Raw genomic sequence first — 20115 nt, 5'->3', positions numbered from 1 at the left:
TTATCTTCATGATTGCGCTCTTGTTATTATGGCCCTAACAAAATGGTGAAACGCACATATAAACGAAAGGTGAGGGTGAATGTTATGATGAGAAAAAATTTTTGGAACCACAAATTAAAGAACATGATGATCATTTTCCTTTCAGCCGCTGTATCTTTTTCATCAGCTGCTGGAATGAGTCTTAATTCCTACGCTGCAGATGAACAGCAGGAAAATGAAGAAGAAACAAACGACAGCAGTGAGAACGGTGATGCCGGTGAAAGCAACGATGCAGGAGAAAATAATGAAGCCGGTGAAAACAACGAAGCTGCTGAAAACAACAATAATAATGAAAATAACGAGAACGCCGAAGAAAATGCTTCAAATGATGAAGCAGACGATAATGAATCCGATACCAATGACAATGACGCAGGCGAAGAAAACGAGTCTGATGAAGCAGGCAATTCCGATGAAACAGATAATAACTCATCAAACAATGATGACAATAATTTAGGCGATGAGACAGAAAATAATGAAAATGCACAGAGTGAAGAAAACAATGGAACACCAGAAAGCGCAGCTTTTGCCCCTGTAGAACCTACAAAGCCTGAGATTGAAGGCGAACTTGATAACGACAAGATCCGCCAGTACAACCAGGAAGCCGAGAATTACAATCAGCAGGTTGATGAGTATAACAAGGCTGTAGATGATGAATATGAGCAGGCGCTTATAGATACTGAGAAAAGAAACGAAGAAATAGAAGCTAATAACCAGGCAGAACTTGAAAAGGCCAAGGAAATTCAGCAAGAAAACGAAAGACTTCAGGCACAGTACGAAGAAGCTCTTGTACAGTATGAAAAAGACCTTGCAATGGAAGAAAGAATCAAGGCAGCCGGATATGATTCCGTAGAGCAGTACAACGAAAGAATTAATAATGCATATAACATTCCGGCTAAAACTTCTGTCGAAGAAAATGCAAAAGAAGAGAATATTTTTGAAATAACCGAATCATATGATGTACAGCAGGCTGAAACAGCATCCGGCAATAGTGTTAAAGTCTATTTAAAGCATGTCTTCTTACATGCAACTCTTGAGGAAGATTACAGTTATTCCTATGAAGAGCAATTCAGTTATTCATATGATTTTGAAATTGATGAAAATGATATCATAACATTCTATGCTGCAGGAGTACAGCTTAAACCCACAGCGCCGGGTTGGTGCGCATTTTATATGAATTCTGATGAAAGTCACAGTATAGGATACTGGTCCCAAGCATGGAGTGACTTCGAAAACACTGCTAATAATAAATCTGACGGCTGGAATTGCGGTGACACTCACACTTCAACCTATAAAGATGGAAAGCTGTACCCATCAGACTCAACAGATACTTACATGACTTACTATTACAAGTGGAATCCGCTCAAAACTGCAAAGACCTACAACGTTCCTGTAGAGCCAACTTTAAACCTTGTAGAATATACGCCAAACATCCTTGAAAAGCTTGCAGCACCTAGCAAAAGATCATATTTAAGCCACATTAGCCTTATGGATCTTCTTGCAGAACCGGAAATTATTCCTACTCCTGATCCAGAACCAGTAGTTGATCCTGAGCCTGTGATTATACCGGAAGTTACTCCAGTTCCTGAAATAGATCCTATAATTACACCAATAATACCTGATCCAGTAGTTCCAACAGCTCCGGCACCTGCAAACGAAGACACAACTGATGATGATACTGATACAACTACTGGAGACGAAGTTACTCCATTTGCTCCAGCAGCTATAACAATTGCTGAAACTCCTGTACCAATGGCAGCAGCTACTGAAGAAGGAGCAGTCCTTGGAGCAACAAGAGATACAAATAACGAAGCTGCAGTACTCGGCGCAAGAAGAGCATCAACCGAAGACACAACAAATACTTCTGCAAGAATCATGATTCTCCTCCTTGCAGCATTCACATCAATCACAGTTATAAGAAAAACAGCAAAGAACGCTGTTCTCAGATAATACTTAATTGAAACCCTTTTTTAACTTTCATATAGCTTCACCTTAAAAGCAGGGACTGTACTCATCGCAGTCCCTGTTTTTTATTGCCTTTTAAAGAATTTCTGCCCCAGTCCAGGTAATTCATAAAAATAGGATTTGACATTATCATTTTCTGTGTTATAGTTGTAATAGAACAATAATAACAATGTATATTGATCCTTTTTTATGAGGAGGGAACTTTATGAATATACAGAAATTCACACAAAAATCTATCGAAGCTGTCAATGGCTGCGAAAAAGTGGCTATTGAATATGGCAATCAGGAGATTGAACAGGAACACCTTCTGTACTCTCTCATGACTATTGAGGACAGCCTTATTTCTAAGCTCATAGAGAAAATGGGCATAGATAAGGAAGCCTTCCTAAACAGGATAATCTCCGCCATTGAAAAGAGAACCAAAGTTTCCGGCGGACAGCCCTACATCGGTGCTGACCTTAACAAAGCTCTTTTGTCTGCTGAGGATGAAGCCAGAGCTCTTGGAGATCAGTACGTATCAGTCGAGCACCTGTTTATGTCTCTTATTAAGAAACCCAACAGAGAAGTAAAAGAGATCTTCAGAGAATTTGGAATTGACAGAAACAGCTTTCTTCAGGTGCTTTCAGAGGTACGAGGCAACAGAAATGTCACAACTGACAACCCTGAGGCAACCTATGACACCTTAAGTAAATACGGGACAGAGCTTGTTGAAAAAGCCAAAAAGCAAAAGCTTGACCCTGTAATAGGAAGAGACACAGAAATCCGAAATGTGATCAGGATCCTGTCCAGAAAGAGCAAGAACAATCCTGTTCTTATCGGTGAGCCTGGTGTCGGCAAGACTGCAGTCGTCGAGGCCCTTGCCCAGAGAATTGCAAGTGGCGATGTGCCAACTGCTCTTAAGGATAAAAAGATCTTTTCCCTTGATATGGGTGCACTGGTAGCCGGTGCCAAGTATCGAGGAGAATTCGAGGAGAGGTTAAAGGCAGTCCTTGAGGACGTCAAGGCCTCCGATGGAGAGATAATTCTTTTCATAGATGAACTTCATCTTATTGTAGGTGCAGGTAAAACAGACGGTGCCATGGATGCCGGTAATATGCTTAAGCCAATGCTTGCAAGAGGCGAGCTCCACTGCATTGGCGCTACTACCCTCAACGAATACAGACAGTATATTGAGAAGGATGCCGCTCTTGAGAGACGTTTCCAGCCTGTCATGGTTGAAGAGCCTACAGTTGAAGACACCATCAGTATCCTTCGTGGATTAAAAGAGAGATATGAAGTCTTTCACGGAGTTAAGATCATGGACAGTGCCCTTGTTAGTGCTGCTGTTCTTTCTAATAGGTACATTTCAGACAGATTTCTACCGGATAAGGCAATAGACCTTGTAGATGAAGCCTGTGCTCTCATCAAGACTGAGATGGATTCAATGCCCGCTGAGCTCGATGAACTAAACCGTAAGATCATGCAGATGCAGATTGAAGAGGCTGCCCTTAAAAAGGAAGATGATTCCCTCAGCAAAGAGAGACTTACAAATCTGCAAAAAGAGCTTGCTGAACTTAAAGAAGACTTTGATACCAGAAAAGCTCAGTGGTCTAATGAAAAAGAAGCTGTCGATAAACTTGCAGCAATGCGTGAACAGATTGATACCATCAATTCAGAGATTGCCATTGCCCAGCGAGATGGCGACTACGAAAAAGCCGGTGAGCTCCAGTATGGAAAGCTTCCTGCTCTTAAAAAACAGCTAGAAGAGGCTGAGGAAAAAGCCAAGGAAAAAGAGGCCGATGGTGCACTTGTACACGAAAAAGTTTCAGAGGACGAGATTGCCGGGATCATCAGCAGATGGACAGGAATACCTGTAAATAAACTTACAGAGAGTGAGAGAAACAAGACCCTTCACCTCCCTGATGAGCTTCATCAAAGAGTAATTGGTCAGGACGACGCCGTAGTAAAGGTATCCGAGGCCATAATGAGATCTAAGGCCGGTATCAAGGACCCAAGTAAGCCAATTGGTTCATTCCTCTTCCTTGGTCCTACTGGTGTTGGTAAGACAGAACTTGCCAAAAGTCTTGCCCAGTCACTGTTTGACGATGAGAACAACATGGTCAGAATTGACATGAGCGAATACATGGAAAAATACAGCGTGTCCAGGCTTATAGGAGCGCCTCCAGGATATGTTGGTTATGAGGAAGGCGGTCAGCTTACAGAGGCAGTTCGCAGAAAGCCTTATGCTGTAGTTCTTTTTGATGAAATAGAAAAAGCTCACCCTGATGTATTCAATATCCTTCTTCAGGTGCTTGATGACGGAAGAATTACTGATTCACAGGGAAGAACTGTAGATTTCAAGAATACTATCCTGATAATGACTTCAAATATCGGAGCTCAGTATCTGCTAGATGGTATCAGAGATGACGGTTCAATAAGCGAAGATGCTGAGAAGGCCACAATGGAAGACCTCCGCTCTCACTTTAGACCAGAGTTCCTGAACAGGCTTGATGAGATAATAATGTTTAAGCCTCTCACCAAGGATAACATCGGAGGAATCGTTGATCTTGTAATAGATGACCTCAATAAACGACTGTCCGACAGAGAGATCAGCATAAAGCTCACAGATGCTGCCAAAAGCTATGTAATTGATAACGCCTACGATCCTATATATGGTGCAAGACCTCTTAAGCGTTACATACAAAAATATGTTGAAACACTCTCTGCCAAGATTATTCTTGAAGATAAAGTAAAACCACACGATACTATCACTTTTGACATAGAAAATGGCGAACTTGTTGCAAATGCCCAAAATATATGATCATTTTTTTGCTTTTCAGTGCACTAAAAGCTAAATTGCGTGTACAATTTAACGCTTGTGCAATATTGCCAAATTAAAGTGGTAAATTATTTTATTTGTCCAAAACAGTATATAAATTTTTTATAAACAAAAAATAAATATTGCATTAAGTAAGCTGGTACATTATAATCCTCACTAGTTTTAATTTAACATTTGGCAAAGCAGGCGAAAGCCTGCGGCGCAAAGCTATAGGGACTTTAAAATGTCAGCCAGTTGTACCTTTAAGTAGGTTATTACTTAACTAATAGGAGCATGGGACATTTTCGTCCCATGCTTTTTTATATCAAAAGGAAAGAGTTTTGATATAGCGCTTATTTTACTGCTTTTTAGCAGCTGTTAGAGGAAAGGGAAAAAAATGAAAACAAAGAACAGGAATATGGTTCGGACCATAATACTTATTGCATCAGTGCTTGCACTGCTTATGGCTGCATGTGTAGGCATAATTGGATTCAGGAACATCCAGAAAGCTTATCTCACATCTTTTTCAGAAGGATTACATGCCGCTGCAGTTCTTCTTGATGATGAGGTTTCAAATCAGTTTCAGGGTGATTGGGCACTTTCAGAAGACGGTCAGCTTATGAAAGGTGACGTAGCTGTTCACGACATTTATCAGGCACAGCTCGATGCCCTTCATGAGAAAACCGGTATGCACTATACATTATTCTATGGCGATACACGCTTCGTTACATCTCTTACAGACGCAACTACAGGTCAGCGCATGGAAGGAACAAAAGCTTCTGAAGCTGTAATTAGCGAAGTACTTAATAGCGGTAACGAATATCTTGCTTCAAATTTTGAGATTGCAGGTCAGGATTGGTACGCATACTATCTTCCACTTAAGAACTCTGATGGTTCTGTTGTTGGTATGGTTTTTGCAGGACGTGATACTACTATCGTAAAAGCAAATATGAACGCAGCGCTTCGTTCTATTGTTATAACTTTTGTATGTTTCTTTTTATTTAATTTTGGTGTTGCCCGCTATTTGATAAGCACATCAACAAGATCAATACGTGACATCGTTTCTGGACTTAAGAATCTGGAAGATGGTGAACTTTCTTTCTACATCAATGATCGTACATTCAACCGTAAGGACGAGCTTGGTGTAATTGCAGAAAGTTCCGCTATGGTTCGTGATAAGTTGCAAGATGTTATCAGTGCAACAAAAAAACTCTCAGAAGATGTTACAAATTCAGGTGTAAAGCTTGCTACTTCTGCTGAATCAGCATCTAACGTTGCTGAGCAGATCACAGCTGCTGTTGAAGATATCAGCCGTGGCGCTGCTTCCCAGGCTGAGAGCATGGAAAGTTCGGTAGCAAACACTAACCAGATGGGTGACAGCATTGATGAGATTACAGGAAGAATTGAAGATCTTTCAAATGCAGCAAACGAGATGATGTCTGGTGCACAAAGAACTGTTGAAACACTTAACGACCTTATGGACAAAAACCAGGGCGTTATGTCTTCTATGCAGGACATCCACAACCAGATCCGCACAACAAATGATTCAGTTAAGAACATTGCAGAAGCTTCAAATATGATCACTGCAATTGCTGAGCAGACTCATCTTCTGTCTCTCAATGCTTCTATCGAGGCTGCAAGGGCCGGTGAGTACGGCAAAGGATTCTCAGTAGTTGCTACAGAGATTGGTAATCTCTCACAGCAGTCAAAAGAGGCAGCTGTTTCAATCAAGCAGATTGTTGAATCACTAGTAGCTGAATCACAGAAAAACGTTGAGACAATAGAACTCCTTGGCAAGAGCATGCAGGAACAGAACACTCAGCTCAACACAACAAAAGATGACATGGATGTAGTAGTTGAAAACGTAAACAACGTAGACAGCTCAACAAAACTCATCTCCAAAAAGATCCACTTACTCAACGAGCTTAAGGCTGGATTCTCAGACATCATCACAGAGCTCTCTGCAATATCACAGCAGAACGCAGCATCAACAGAGGAAACAAATGCTTCCATGGAAGAACTTAACGCAACATTCTCCCTTATAAGCAATGCTGCCAACGATCTCCGTGACATGGCAGAAACCCTCAACGAAAAAATGTCCTTCTTCACATTAAGTGAAGCAAATTCATAATCACAAAGATAGCACAAATAAAGAGCCTCATCGCAGCTGTATAAGCCAGATGGGGCTCTTTTTGTTAGTATTCTATTCCCTTGCGTGCTTCAATGCCGCTATCATAAGGGTGCCTTATTTTTTTCATCTCTGTAATGTAATTGGCGTGTTCAACGAAGAAGTCAGGGGCATTTCTGCCAGTGAGAACTATTTCCATTGAAACGGGTTTATTAGTGATAAGTGCTTCAAATCTTGCTTTGTCGATGATGCCGTAGTTGTAGGGATAGGTGGATTCATCCATGACAAGGACGTCACACTCTCCACTACTTACGAGGTTTTCTATTTCTGTAAGTATTCTGTTGTGTTCGCCGGTAAATGCAGCTATGGAGTCCTCTGAGTCCTTTTTGAACCAGCCGAGGTTCTTATCACTTCTTATGACTTTGATATTAGGTAGCTGAGCAAAAGAGTTTAGCTCTGATGTTTTTCTTCCTTTCATGAACTGAGAGAATACAACTTTTTTACCTGAGCCTGCTGCCCTTACGGCAAGTCCGATAGATGCTGTAGTCTTGCCCTTGCCATCGCCGGTGTAAAGATGGATCAGGCCTTCAGTCTCATTATCATCAATTACCATATTCTCTCTCATATCTTTCAACAAATCTTTTTTAGAACTATCAACATCTTTTGACACAGTTATTGCACCCAAATAGCTACTTGTCCTGTATACACATTTTTCAGCACTACAACTGCTACACTTAGAGTGCTTTTCCTGCTTCGTTTCAAATAATGGCGTCATAAAGACAACACTCTTTTTGGGAACAAGGACAAAAGCATCATTATACCTTACTTTCTTTTGTCCAAGCTTTTTCATGGCTTCAGGGATACTTTCAAGCGGAAAGCTATCACTTCCAGCAAACTGATATCCTCCGGCATAAAGACCTGTAGACTCATGGAGCTTTTCATCTATTTTTTCATAAGCAAGTGATAAAAAATCAAGTCCGAGACAATCAACTATGTAGGCTTCCTGAATATTTCCTTTTTCCAAAAGATTATTCTGAAACTCATCAATTGCTCTTCCAAGACTTGCTACTACAAGTGCAGACTTTTTTCCCTCTACATCCTCTTCGATGATATGGTGAAAAATAGCGTGAACTCTTGGAGCAAGCTTCCTGTAAATTCTTATTATTTCTGCTTTTTCATTGTCATTAAAATGATATCGCCTGATGAAAGCATCAATGCAGCCCTCATCAAGCGATACCTCTATTGGTTCAAATGTCATTATTATTCCTCAATTTCCGGCATTACTTTTTATCTACATCTTCAACAACTGCTTCAACATCAACAGCATTCATCTCCTGCTTAACTCTTTTTGCATACTTGGAGACTCTTGATATTGTCCAAAGATTGGTGATTCCATCATAAACCAGGAATATTCCAATGATAGTCACCGCAATTTCTTTTGCATCCTTAGGATTAAACAAAAGAAATGCTCCCATACCGATAGTTCCTACAGCCAGGATCAATGAGATCCACCAAAGTGAATATCTGTAGCTTACAAGGGAGATTGTCTGCCCCAGATTCATAAGACCACTAAGAAGTATAAATACGCCAAAGAGCTTTGGGATAAAATCTGTAAATGCGTCAGGTTTAAGGAAAATCCAAACACCAACGGCTGCAATAATGACTCCCATTGCAAAACCACCTGACATTACTATGCTGCGTTCTTTATGTAAAAAATAACTAAATACAAATATTACACCTGCTATTACCAGCAGAATTGCCAACGCTCTCGCCATGATGAGAAGGCTTGCTTCTGTCCAAAATATAAGAACAGCACCTATAGCAATCATCACGATGGCTTCAATCACGTAATTTAACTTCATTTTTTTAAGTGTTTCCATACTCTGCCTCCGAATATGCTATAATGTATTAACATTCACCTTAAATTTTAACTTAATCAATGATTATTGTTAAGCATCAATTACAAAGAATAGAGAGAATAGTATGGTTATTAAAAATGTAAATCTTGAAACAGTTTGTGGAATCACAAGCACACTTCCGGACAACCCATTCCCAGAATTTGCCTTCGCAGGAAAAAGTAATGTAGGAAAAAGCTCACTCATTAACGGCATAATGAATCGAAAAAACTATGCCAGAACTTCACAGGAACCCGGAAAAACTCAGACAATCAACTACTACAATATAAACAATGAGTTCTACCTTGTAGACCTCCCGGGATATGGATTTGCTCGTGTCCCCGAAAAGGTTAAGGAGCAGTGGGGAAAAATGATTGAAAACTACCTCCACACATCCAAGCAGCTCCTTAGAGTTTTCCTTCTTATCGATATCCGCCATGAACCTTCGGCCAATGACGTTCAGATGTACAAATGGATCGTTCATCAGGGCTTCCAGCCGGTCATCATCGCTACCAAAGCTGACAAGATCAAACCTTCTCATCGTGAAAAGCACCTGAATATGTTAAGAAACGGCCTTGGTCTTCCTGATGAGATAAAGATTTTCCCTTACTCAGCCCTCTCCAAAGAAGGCAGACAGGAAATCTATGATTTTATGGATGAACTGCTCGCGGAAGCATCTCCTTCAACCGAAGCCTAAAAAAGAAGCTGTGAAAAATGATCTCTCATTTCTCACAGCTTTTATTTTTTATTTAGCCTGCTTTAATTTCTTGCTGTCCTTGTGGACAATGAGTGGCTGGCTTGTGCCATCTACAGAAGCATCTGTGATAACGCACTCGCTGATGGTGTCATCAGAAGGAATCTGATACATAACATCCATCATAGTCTTCTCCATAATAGAACGAAGACCACGGGCTCCTGTTTCTCTCTCGTAAGCCATCTCTGCAATTCTTTGAACTGCTTCGTCCTCGAATGTAAGCTTAACATCATCGAAGTCGAAGAGTTTCTGATACTGCTTAACAAGGGCATTCCTTGGCTTTGTAAGAATCTTGACCAAAGCTTCCTTGGAAAGACCTTCCAAAGTAACTGTAATCGGTACACGTCCTACAAACTCAGGAATGAGACCAAATTTAACAAGATCCTGAGGTGTTACCTCTTTAAGAACCTCTCCGATCTCTCTTTCTGACTTATCAGCAATCTCTGCATTAAATCCGATTGAATTTCTGTCAAGTCTTGCCTCAACGATCTTATCAAGGCCATCAAATGCACCGCCGCAGATGAAGAGGATATTGCTTGTATCAATCTGGATAAGCTCCTGATGAGGATGTTTTCTTCCGCCCTGAGGTGGAACACTTGCAACAGTACCTTCTACGATCTTAAGAAGTGCCTGCTGTACACCTTCACCTGAAACATCTCTTGTTATAGATACATTCTCACTCTTTTTGGTGATCTTATCAATCTCATCGATATAAACAATTCCGTACTGAGCTCTCTCAATATCGTAGTCAGCATTCTGGATAAGTTTAAGAAGAATATTCTCAACGTCTTCACCAACATATCCTGCCTCAGTAAGGGTAGTTGCATCAGCAATAGCAAAAGGAACATTTATGATCTTGGCAAGTGTCTGTGCAAGATATGTCTTACCTGAACCTGTAGGTCCGATCATGATGATGTTACTCTTTTGAAGCTCAACATCGTTTTTGTCCTCGCTCTTAGGAGCAAGAACTCTCTTGTAATGGTTATAAACAGAAACTGCTAAAACCTTTTTAGCTTCATCCTGTCCGATTACATACTCATCAAGAAAGTTTCTGATCTCAACCGGTTTGAGAAGATTGATGTTCTTCTCACTGGCTGCAACAGGCTCGTCCTCGAACTCTTCCTCTATGATATCTGCGCATATCTCAACGCACTCATCACAAATATATACTCCTGCAGGTCCTGCTATTAACTTTTTTACCTGATCCTGTGTCTTGTTACAAAAAGAGCACCTGATCTCTCCGGAATTTTTTCCTGCCATAACATCTCCTTTGATTACTTAGATTCCTTTTCTACAGGACGATTCTCAATGATTGAATCGATAAGACCGTAGTCAAGAGCTTCCTGAGCTGAAAGCCAGTTGTCACGCTCTGTATCTGCGCAAACCTGCTCATATGTCTTTCCTGTATTTTCTGCAAGCATTCTGTTCATCTTCTCTTTTGTTCTGAGGATGTGCTTTGCAGCGATCTCGATTTCTGTTGCCTGGCCCTGTGTTCCGCCAAGTGGCTGATGGATCATTACTTCAGCATTAGGAAGTGCCATTCTCTTACCCTTTGCACCACCTGCAAGAAGGAACGCACCCATGCTGGCAGCCATACCGATACAGATTGTGCTTACATCACACTTGATGTAGTGCATTGTATCGTAGATAGCCATTCCGGAAGTGATCTCTCCTCCAGGACTGTTAATGTACATGTGGATATCCTTGTTAGGATCCTCTGCCTCAAGGAAAAGAAGCTGCGCAACCACAATACTTGCTGATGTAGCATTAACTTCCTCACCAAGGAATACGATTCTTTCTTTTAAAAGTCTGGAGTAAATATCGTAAGATCTCTCTCCACGGCTTGTTTGTTCAATGACATAAGGTATTAAACTCATTATCTGTCCTCCAACCTTGCCTTATCAAAAAGCATTATTTACCACTAAACCTAAATAGTGTGGTCTGCACAGCTAAAAAACTATACACAACCACACTATATTATACGGCTAAATACTGTTTTTTGAAAGTCTTTCGCACAATTTAATAAACTCTTAATTATTCGCTCTTCTTGAATAATTTGTTAAAAAAGCTCTTTATTGCGTTTCCAATCTTCTTGATAGGGCTTGTCTTCTCAACAGATTCATCAGCACTTCCATCTTCATTTACGGCAGGCTCTGCATCCTTCGGTGCAATTTCTTCTGATAACTCTTCACCATCCTCTATAGCCTTTGACGCTTCATCACCTGTCTTTGGCTCTAGGTCAAAATCGATTCCAGCTTCTTCCAAAGCGCTCTGCAGCGCTGCTCTCGCATCTTCAACAGCCTGCTTAACTTCAGCTAATGTATCTTCATCAGATTCTGCATCTATTGCTGCCTGCTCTGCATCAAGAGCATCTACAAATGCATCATATAATTCTGTAATGTTTTCTTTTACATCTTCATCATCCAGAGCTTCGATCGACTCAAGAAGATTTTCAAGCAAAGTTGTCATATCTGCGTCTGCTAAAGGCTTTTCGCCATCCTTAGGCTCTTCTTTAGGAGCTTCACCCTCTTTTGGTGCCTCACCCTCTGGTTTTTCAGGGGCTTCACCGGTGCTTGCAGTTCCTGATGCATCAGGCATTTCCGGTGGCTGCTCACCATCCTTTGGCGCCTGTCCGCCCTTTGGCGCTTCGCCCTGGGCAGGTGCCGCTCCCTGAGCAGGTGGCTGCGCATCTTTTGCCTGAGGTGCTGCCATGGCTGTAACCTGCACGGTCGCAAGCATTATAATCGCCGAAGCTATTGCTGTCATTGTTCCTATTATTCTTTTCATCATAGATTCCTCCATTTTTAATTTATTTTTAGTTCCTCACAGTAATATTTCTTGCAAGCAAACAAATATAGTGGGGTCACATTAAAAAAATTCAAAAAATCTTTTTTGGCGGGCTACCCCATTCTTTGTCCATCCATATTCGAATAATTCAATATACTCGGGAGTTAATTATGGAAAAGAATGCATTTAGCGAAGAAGTCATAGAGGTAAAAAATTCTCCGTCTCAGCTGAATTCTTTTATTGAAAAAAACACAGGATACATAAAATACTGTGCATATAAATGTGCGGGAAGATTCATAACAGAAAGTGATGATGAGTACTCCATTGCACTTAGCGCTTTCCTTGAAGCTATCGATTCTTACGATATTTCCAAAGGAGCTTTCTCAAGTTTTGCAAATCTGGTCATAAAGAGAAGGATTCTTGATCATATGAGAAAGGCAAAGCACCATGAATGCGAGCTTAGCGTAGAACCCTACCTTTTTGAAGGAGAAATAGATGAGGACAAGGAGTCTCCTATTTCATTTGAACTTAAGGAAAAATCGGCGGATATTTCTTACGCAAAGCAAAATTCCATAGACCATCAGGTAACTGTAAAGGATGAGATAGCAGAGATCAGCAGCAAGCTTACTGACTATGGTTTTAGCTTTATGGATCTGACAAAATGCTCCCCCTGCACGGAAAAGACTAAGAGAGCATGCGCTAAGGCTGTAAAGGTGATGTTAACTTCAGAAGAACTGTTGCAGAAAATGAAACGTTCAAAAACTCTTCCAATGAAAGAACTCGAGGAAAAAAGCCGGATATCAAGAAAAATGCTGGATAGATACAGACGCTACATAATCACTGCAACACTGATAATAAATGGTGATTATCCACAGCTTTCAGAATATATGTGGTTTATAACTAACTCTCCATCAAATTTGTAAAGGGACAGATCATGCACGCAATTGTAATGGAAAAAAAGAAAAGAATATGTGCCGTTCTTTGCGATGACGGATGCTTTAGAAAAATAGCCGGTAACTTTGACGTCGGTCAGGAAATATCAGTCATTGCAGACTCGCCAACAACCTGTCATATAAGAGGCAAAAAAAACAGGCATCAAAGCATGTACAGCTTATTTCTGCCATATGCGGCTGCTGCCCTTATCATCATTGCTGCAGGCCTCTCCTATATGTACGAGACAGCTCTTGCTTATTCCTATGTTACAGTCGATGTAAATCCATCCATAGAATACACCTTAAACAGACTGAACAGGGTAATAAACGTAACCGCCCTCAATGACGATGCTGCCGAGGTTGTTGATGCCCTTAGTGATAGTCTGAAAAACAAAAGTCTTTCCGATGCACTATCAGAAACAGTTGCTGTTTTGCAGAAAAACAATTATCTCCTCGGTGACGATGCCTCAATACTAATTGATGTCGTCCCCGGAAGTGAACGCTCTTACAGTGATCTTTCTGGTGATATATCCGAAGCTTTTGATGATAGCAATATCAGTCTTTGCCTCCTTGAATCTGATATAGCTTCAAGGCAGGAAGCCATTAACTCCGGTATGAGTACAGGCAGACTCGAAGCCATGAAGCAGATAGCTGATAACACTCCTCTAAATGAAGCTGATTCTTTTACCGGTGATAACAGCCAGGACTTATCAACACTTAAAGATGTTTATAAGTCACTCCCCGTAAAAGAGATACTCTCAGAGTACTCTGGTGCTGAAGGTAACGGAAATGGTCCTTCTGAAATTCCAGGCGAGATTCCGGAGGAAAACACAACTGATAAGCAAATCCCAATTGATGATCCCGAGAGCCTGCAAAATCCCGACATCCCATCCGAAGACAACAACAATCCTGATTTGCAAATAGCACCTGATAGTAAAAATGCATCTCAGTTAAATGAAGCTTCCAAAGAAAATAGCGTTGCTTCAGAAAATGCTCCTCCTGCAGATAACAGGCCAACTACAGAAGGTGCCCCAGCTGAAACCAATAATAATGCAATAAAAGAACCGGTACCACAAGATACCGGTTCTAAAGGCATTTCAGAAATGCCGTCGGCTCCGCAAGATGCTCCGCCTCCAACAAATTAGTGCTCATCAACTCTTGCCGCACATATTACCAGTCTCATAGAGTCATCGTAAGTACAGGTAGAGAGCGTAACTATATGGTCAAGGCTCTGAGGTGCAACACTTGATTCAACGTCTGCATTCTTGATGATATCACTGAGTGCACTCCAGTAATGCCTTGGATCCTGTCCATATGCATAATAGATCTCGTGATCGTCAGAGATCAGTTTGCAGGCAAATATCTGGTAGCGGTAAACCTTATCCTTCGTAAATATCTGGAAGAATTTGTGCTCATCATAATACTCTTTGTCATTCTCATAGAATTTTAGTTTACCAAACATGGTAAGATTACCCATATTATGGCCATAGATCAGAGTATTAGGATCGTTAAAATCAGGTGTTGAAAGACCATCTACAAATATCGCTCCGGCATTGGCCCACTCTCCATTGTATGCAGTCTCAAGATAAGTCGTATTATCGCCGCTATAAACTATAGGATAGCTTATATCCTCGTTTTCAAACATTATCCATCCAACGACATCCACATAGTCTTTGCTCATTTCTTTTACGTTGACCTGAGCAAGATTCCACCAGTCATTTGGCGCACTCGTCACAAGCACATGCTCATCCGCATAACCAAAAGACTCTGCTACAGTCTTACTTACAGCCGCGCTTGTAACTGTCATCTTACCGGCGTTTCCTGATGAAGTAGTGACATATTCATTCTTTACTTCATCGTACATAGCCTTAGACTTTATATAGTCCTGGTTAAGCCTGTATATAAGGATAAAAGAAACAGCCATTATCAAAAGTCCTACGCGGCATATGGACTTCCATCCATCCTTGTACCACAGCTTATCCTTTTTCTTTTCACCTATGTAAATATATATACCTGCCAGTAAAACTGTAATAATTGCCTCAAGGATAAGAATCCACACACCGGTAAACTTTCCAACATAGAATCCACTGGTCTTAGGGGCTCTTCCCGGAGTTATGATCACAGGAGGCGCTGGCACTTCCACTGGGGCCGGAGTATAAACCACTTCCTCATGTTTTACTTCCGGATCAGGTGTAGGCTCCGGAGTTGGCACTGGTGCAGGCTTTGGTTCCGGTTTAGGCTCTGGCTTCGGCTCTGGCTTAGGCTCTGGCTGTGGCTCCGGTGTAGGAGTTGGCGTTGGCTCAGGCTGTGGTTCTGGTTCAGGCTCTGGTTCCGGCTCCGGAACTACTTCCACAGGAACTACATATGAAAGAACATATGTAGAAAAGTACCTTGAATAGATGCAGATCACATCTTCACCAAAATATACAGTGCCATCAACATAGTCATCTGTTGGCCTGTCTGAAAGTGAAGCAAAGGCAAGGACTTCTCCATCGTGTTCTCTGACAAGTTTAAAGTCCTCTTTATCAGTCATATCAAAGCCAACTTCAATCTCTATTGTCCTGTCAAGGTCATGGATATTCTCAGGATCTTCATCATTGATTCGCCTTGTAACTCCAATATCCAAAAACTCTTTTTTCACATTATCAAGATTTGAGCTGTCATAAAGGCTTTCTATCTTGGAAGTGACGCTATTTACAATGCCACTATCAATATCTTCAGGTTTCTTAGGGGTTACAAGAAGTCTTACTCTGACCTTATCTCCTGACTGCTCATCCGTGTAGTCAGTAAGCTTACTCGCTGTGACAGATGTTATGGAACTCTCCACATCGTCATTTTCCAGATCTACAATAGTTTCTTTTTCCGGAGGCAATATAGTGATTATCATGCTTCCATACTCAGTCACATAACCAACCTTTGCAGCCTGATAGTAAACTGTATACTGACCAACGTCCTTAAAAATAGGCGTAGAGTACCCGTAATGCTTATCATCACCAATTGAATATCTGAGGATTGCATCAGCCGGGTCAGAAGTGCAAACAAATGAATGATACTCACCATCTGCGACTATCGTCTTTTTATCAGGTTCAGTGACAGTGATCCTCAGCAGATCCACAGGATTAAGCCTTGTATGCACAGTCGTGCCTTCAGAAATTTCGGATTTAAAATTACTGTCTGTAGCCGGAATCCAGGTCTTTATAATATAATCAGTGTCTTCATCAAGCCCTCTAAAGGTCAAAGGAGTCCCATCCGTTGGCGCATCAACCCAGTCTCTTCCCGGGATCTCATTGCCATCTTTATCATAAAGCCGATATTTCTGTGGAGGCTTTGCAGGATTAGGAGACGGAACAATGACAGAAACCGTCTCAGGATCAGCAGATATTCCTCCACCAGTTGGATCTATATCTTCAGCTATTGGCCTTGGAGGAATAGCCAGCAGCTGTGGAGGTGAATCTCCGTATCCACCGGTACCTTTTTTTACTATAGCTACAGCAGTATCAATAATGTTATAAGGTGTTCCGTTGTCATCAGTACCTATAAGTGGTATTGTTCCGCTTCCTGATGAAGTAATACTAAGAACTGTTCCATCATCAGTTGTTATTTCAAAAAGTGACGATGGATCAAGGTTATTAAGTTCTTCATCTATATATCCAATTTCCGACTCAGGGGCATGGAAAGAAAGAGATCCTGCCTCGATAAAAATATACGAATTAACAGAAGTATCTGTTATATCACAGATTGCAAGCTTGATTTTTACTGTATCTCCAACATTAACCTGTTTCTGAGCTGTAAAAACATTAGAGACTCCGTTAATATTACCGCCATTAATATGAATTTGCTTTTCTGTAAAAAGACTGTGAAGTCCTCCTAAAGAAGTATTTTGTCCGCCATTCATCTCGTTACCGTCAATACCTGCTCTTAAGCTATTGATAGTGACAGGAACCTGGTTTCCATCTGTTCTTGTTATGAGTGCAATATTTTCATATGCTCCGCCATTTACACTTACAAAGAGACCAAATATATCATTATATATTGGTTGCTGATTAAACTCTCCTGAAGCGAAAGCATAATTAAATGTCAAAAGAGGCCCATTTGCAACCAGTGAAAACTCCAAGGTGGACGTATGTCCGCCATATCTATAAGCAGAGTCCTTAATTGAATCAAGCTGTGGATCATTTCCACCACCAACATACCCGCTTGTATCAAGAATAATTCCTGCATCTATCCCTACATCTGCAAGTCCATTCGAAAACGTATATACTGTTCCCGTTCTTGACTCGTTAGTCGCAGCTATTCCGCCGCCAAGAATCTCTTTTACCAGATCACTGGCTGATTTATTATAGTTATTATCATATTCTAAAGTTCCCCCGACCGCAGTTATGATTGCATCAGTCATAAGGATCTCATAGGTAATACCATCAATGTCAACCTCTAGTTTTTCATCTGTATGGAACTCTGCCTCTGAAACAAGATATATCTCACCTTCGTCAGTTCTTTTTACACTTACCAGGTCCTCATTGCTTGATCTTGCATCCGTAGCAGTTCCTTTAAGTCCCACAGCTTCAAGGATTTCGGAAAGGAATACTCTTCCACCGCCTTCAATTGAATATTCAATCTTTCCATAGGTGAACTCTACAGTGTAAAAAGAAAAACCGTCAGTTTCTACAGTAACTTCATTTCCTATAGTCTCTGCATTAAGCTGTGATGCATTAAGATCTCCGCTCTCTTCTGATACATGGTAAACTTCTGCATCAAGATTTTGATTTGTCACTTCCTCAATGGCAAAACTAACCTTGACTTCTCCCTTTGATGTATCCGGCTGTATTTCAACGCCGTCCTCATCAACAACTTTTATGTCAAAGGCATAGGAAACAGCAACCTTTACTTCACTGCTTCTTCCCTTTTCAACAGCATCTGAAATCTGCTCTTCTTCATTCTTGGAAACAGCATTTACTATAAGGCGGGCACCTTTCGGAAATACTCCTTCGGCTGCCTTCACAGTTATTGAAACGCCATTTATAATACTGGTCTGTTCAAAAGAAACTGCTTCTTCATCTTCTTTTTTCTCATCCACATACACAGTTATAGTTGGAAAATCACTCTCAATCCTGTATTCATCAGAAATAACAGGGAAGTATACAAATACTGCCCCTGGTTCCTTCGTGCTAAATTCATCAGAAGTACTCTTGGCGTCATCAAGCTTCCACTCTATTCCTGAAATCGAGATTTCTTCAAGAGTTCTCTCATCATCCTCTTTATCAATATCGTCTTCAGTATCGTCTTCGTTGTAATCTCCGGGTGCCATGTAAGATGATGTCTTATCATCATCATCTTCTTCTGCAGCATAAACTGTCATTCTGCCAAAAAGTCTCTCCCAGAACGTCAATTTTGCACTGTCACCTGAAGCATCGCCTGAATTATCGTTTCCATCACTATTTGAGCTGTCATCCTGATCGTTATCGGAATTTTCAGCACCATTTCCGGAATTACCATCGTCTTCCTCATCTCCGTTTCCGGAGTCAGTATTTGCATCCACCTGGTCACTGCCTGCGGTACTATCTTCTTCATCCTGATCATTTCCAGAATTTGTGTCTTCACCATCATGATTACCACCAGGAGTATCTTCTGACGTTGTGCCAGGCTCTGTTTCTTTTGCCCCTTCACTGGCAGCCTCTGCTTCTTCATTTCCATCGCTGTTATTTCCCGCATTACCTGTTCCGGTTTCGCTTTCCTTTTCTTCCTCACTACCTGATCCGTCTATAGTATTGTCTTTAGCTGATGTATCTGATTCAGTGGCATTTTCATTTTGGGAAGATCCACTTTCACTGCTATCAGTTTTGCCATCGACCATACTTCCTGCTGTTGCTGCATCGGAAGGCTCTTCTTCAGTTGATGCGCTTGCAGCAGCATCGGCCTCATCCAGCGAACTGCTACTGCTTGCTGCAGCATCCGCTGAATCTCCACTTGAAGCGCTAAGTGAAACTGCAGACTCATCGGAAGATAAAAGTGACGAAGCTTCTCCACATTCACTTACCACATATGCTATTAGATTATCCGGGAATATTATCTTTTCAAAAGGATCCCCCACAGACAGACGCTGGGTAACGATACCCTCAGGAAGTTCTAAAAAACTGCTGATGACCTTAGCATCATCTTTTTCGGGCTTGGCAAAAGATGTCAAATTGATGACAGATGCTGCCAACACAAATGACATAGATATTGCAACTATTCTTTTATTAAGTACTGATTTAATAGTCATGAACATTAATCACCCTTAATAAAAAGACTATTACTTATCTGTTTATCGTACGTTTCACTATAATAATTAACGCTATAAGTCTAACTTTTTTATAAAAATGCTACGCCAAAATAAAAATATAAACGAGCGATAATTAATAATCGCTGTAGAATATTCTTTCTTTGTATATGCGTAAGTGACTTCTTTAACTCTCTAAAAATTTTAGATTGCGGCTACGTAGGCCACAATTGACTGAACCTGAGGAAAACTCCTTGTCCTGCGAGCCGACGGTGAGGATGATAGGAACAGTAGAGGTGGCCGGAAGTTTTTTAGCGCTATATGCCCAAATCATCCTTTTCATCTAAACATCAATGATTGTTTTATAAAAAGAAAGCATGTGTACAGAAAAAAGATGCTCGCGTCATGTCGAAAAAGATGTACAAGACATGAATAATAGAATAAATTCTAGATTTCATGCCAAACGATTCTATTCAAGGCATGAAATTATGAGAAAAATCTGACACAGCATGTCGAATTACTAAGCAAAGACATGGTATCTGAGTCAAAATCACTAACAACATGT

Annotated in this window: 12 protein-coding genes and 1 riboswitch; of the genes, 6 read left to right on the top strand and 6 right to left on the bottom strand. The window is 40.9% G+C overall.

Translation table 11 applies throughout. From position 1 onward, the window contains the following. Nucleotides 1-84 precede the first annotated feature (84 nt). The 3 genes from G585_RS0109285 to G585_RS0109275 all read left to right on the top strand — a co-directional run bounded on the left by G585_RS0109285 (nucleotide 85) and on the right by G585_RS0109275 (nucleotide 6929). A complete protein-coding gene (locus tag G585_RS0109285; protein ID WP_022774554.1) occupies nucleotides 85-1986 on the top strand; it encodes a hypothetical protein in 1902 nt (633 codons plus the stop codon). Nucleotides 1987-2206: 220 nt separating this feature from the next. Further along, the gene (gene clpB / locus G585_RS0109280) at nucleotides 2207-4801 is read left to right on the top strand and encodes an ATP-dependent chaperone ClpB (RefSeq protein WP_022774553.1); all 2595 of its coding nucleotides are present in this window, start codon (nucleotides 2207-2209) and stop codon (nucleotides 4799-4801) included. Between the two features lie 184 nt (nucleotides 4802-4985). Then, nucleotides 4986-5061: riboswitch (cyclic di-GMP riboswitch) on the top strand. A gap of 134 nt (nucleotides 5062-5195) precedes the next feature. Further along, complete coding sequence (locus G585_RS0109275) at nucleotides 5196-6929, top strand: methyl-accepting chemotaxis protein (protein WP_022774552.1); 1734 nt, start codon at nucleotides 5196-5198, stop codon at nucleotides 6927-6929. A gap of 64 nt (nucleotides 6930-6993) precedes the next feature. Here the strand turns inward: G585_RS0109275 and G585_RS19900 are convergent, their stop codons facing one another. After that, a complete protein-coding gene (locus G585_RS19900; protein WP_022774550.1) occupies nucleotides 6994-8184 on the bottom strand; it encodes a cob(I)yrinic acid a,c-diamide adenosyltransferase in 1191 nt (396 codons plus the stop codon). A 22-nt stretch (nucleotides 8185-8206) separates the two neighbouring features. Then, the gene (locus G585_RS0109265; RefSeq protein WP_022774549.1) at nucleotides 8207-8806 is read right to left on the bottom strand and encodes an HdeD family acid-resistance protein; all 600 of its coding nucleotides are present in this window, start codon (nucleotides 8804-8806) and stop codon (nucleotides 8207-8209) included. A 103-nt stretch (nucleotides 8807-8909) separates the two neighbouring features. Here G585_RS0109265 and yihA point away from each other — a divergent pair, with 103 nt between their 5' ends. Beyond that, nucleotides 8910-9518, top strand: coding sequence for a ribosome biogenesis GTP-binding protein YihA/YsxC (gene yihA / locus G585_RS0109260; protein ID WP_022774548.1), 609 nt, complete (start codon nucleotides 8910-8912; stop codon nucleotides 9516-9518). Nucleotides 9519-9566: 48 nt separating this feature from the next. Here yihA and clpX read toward each other — a convergent pair whose 3' ends face one another. From clpX to G585_RS0109245, 3 genes are all read right to left on the bottom strand, one after another. Then, nucleotides 9567-10835: an ATP-dependent Clp protease ATP-binding subunit ClpX gene (gene clpX, locus G585_RS0109255; RefSeq protein WP_022774546.1), complete on the bottom strand. Its 1269-nt coding sequence runs from the start codon at nucleotides 10833-10835 to the stop codon at nucleotides 9567-9569. A 14-nt stretch (nucleotides 10836-10849) separates the two neighbouring features. Beyond that, the gene (clpP, locus tag G585_RS0109250) at nucleotides 10850-11452 is read right to left on the bottom strand and encodes an ATP-dependent Clp endopeptidase proteolytic subunit ClpP (protein WP_022774545.1); all 603 of its coding nucleotides are present in this window, start codon (nucleotides 11450-11452) and stop codon (nucleotides 10850-10852) included. A gap of 157 nt (nucleotides 11453-11609) precedes the next feature. Further along, nucleotides 11610-12365: a hypothetical protein gene (locus G585_RS0109245; protein WP_022774543.1), complete on the bottom strand. Its 756-nt coding sequence runs from the start codon at nucleotides 12363-12365 to the stop codon at nucleotides 11610-11612. A 167-nt stretch (nucleotides 12366-12532) separates the two neighbouring features. Here G585_RS0109245 and G585_RS0109240 point away from each other — a divergent pair, with 167 nt between their 5' ends. Together G585_RS0109240 and G585_RS0109235 are read left to right on the top strand one after the other, a co-directional pair. Beyond that, nucleotides 12533-13285 carry a sigma factor gene (locus G585_RS0109240; protein WP_022774542.1) on the top strand — a complete coding sequence of 251 codons (753 nt, stop codon included), beginning with the start codon at nucleotides 12533-12535 and terminating at the stop codon, nucleotides 13283-13285. Nucleotides 13286-13296: 11 nt separating this feature from the next. Beyond that, complete coding sequence (locus tag G585_RS0109235) at nucleotides 13297-14439, top strand: anti-sigma-I factor RsgI family protein (RefSeq protein ID WP_022774541.1); 1143 nt, start codon at nucleotides 13297-13299, stop codon at nucleotides 14437-14439. Here G585_RS0109235 and G585_RS17700 read toward each other — a convergent pair. Then, nucleotides 14436-19553 (bottom strand): choice-of-anchor L domain-containing protein, encoded by a 5118-nt coding sequence (locus G585_RS17700; RefSeq protein WP_155827795.1) that lies wholly within the window; start codon nucleotides 19551-19553, stop codon nucleotides 14436-14438. The genes G585_RS0109235 and G585_RS17700 overlap by 4 nt on opposite strands. Nucleotides 19554-20115 lie beyond the last annotated feature (562 nt).

This window comes from Butyrivibrio sp. AE2015, from assembly GCF_000420825.1.
Taxonomy (GTDB): domain Bacteria; phylum Bacillota; class Clostridia; order Lachnospirales; family Lachnospiraceae; genus Butyrivibrio.
Note: the sequence above shows the minus strand (reverse complement) of the source record. Positions and strands in the feature narration are given on the sequence as shown.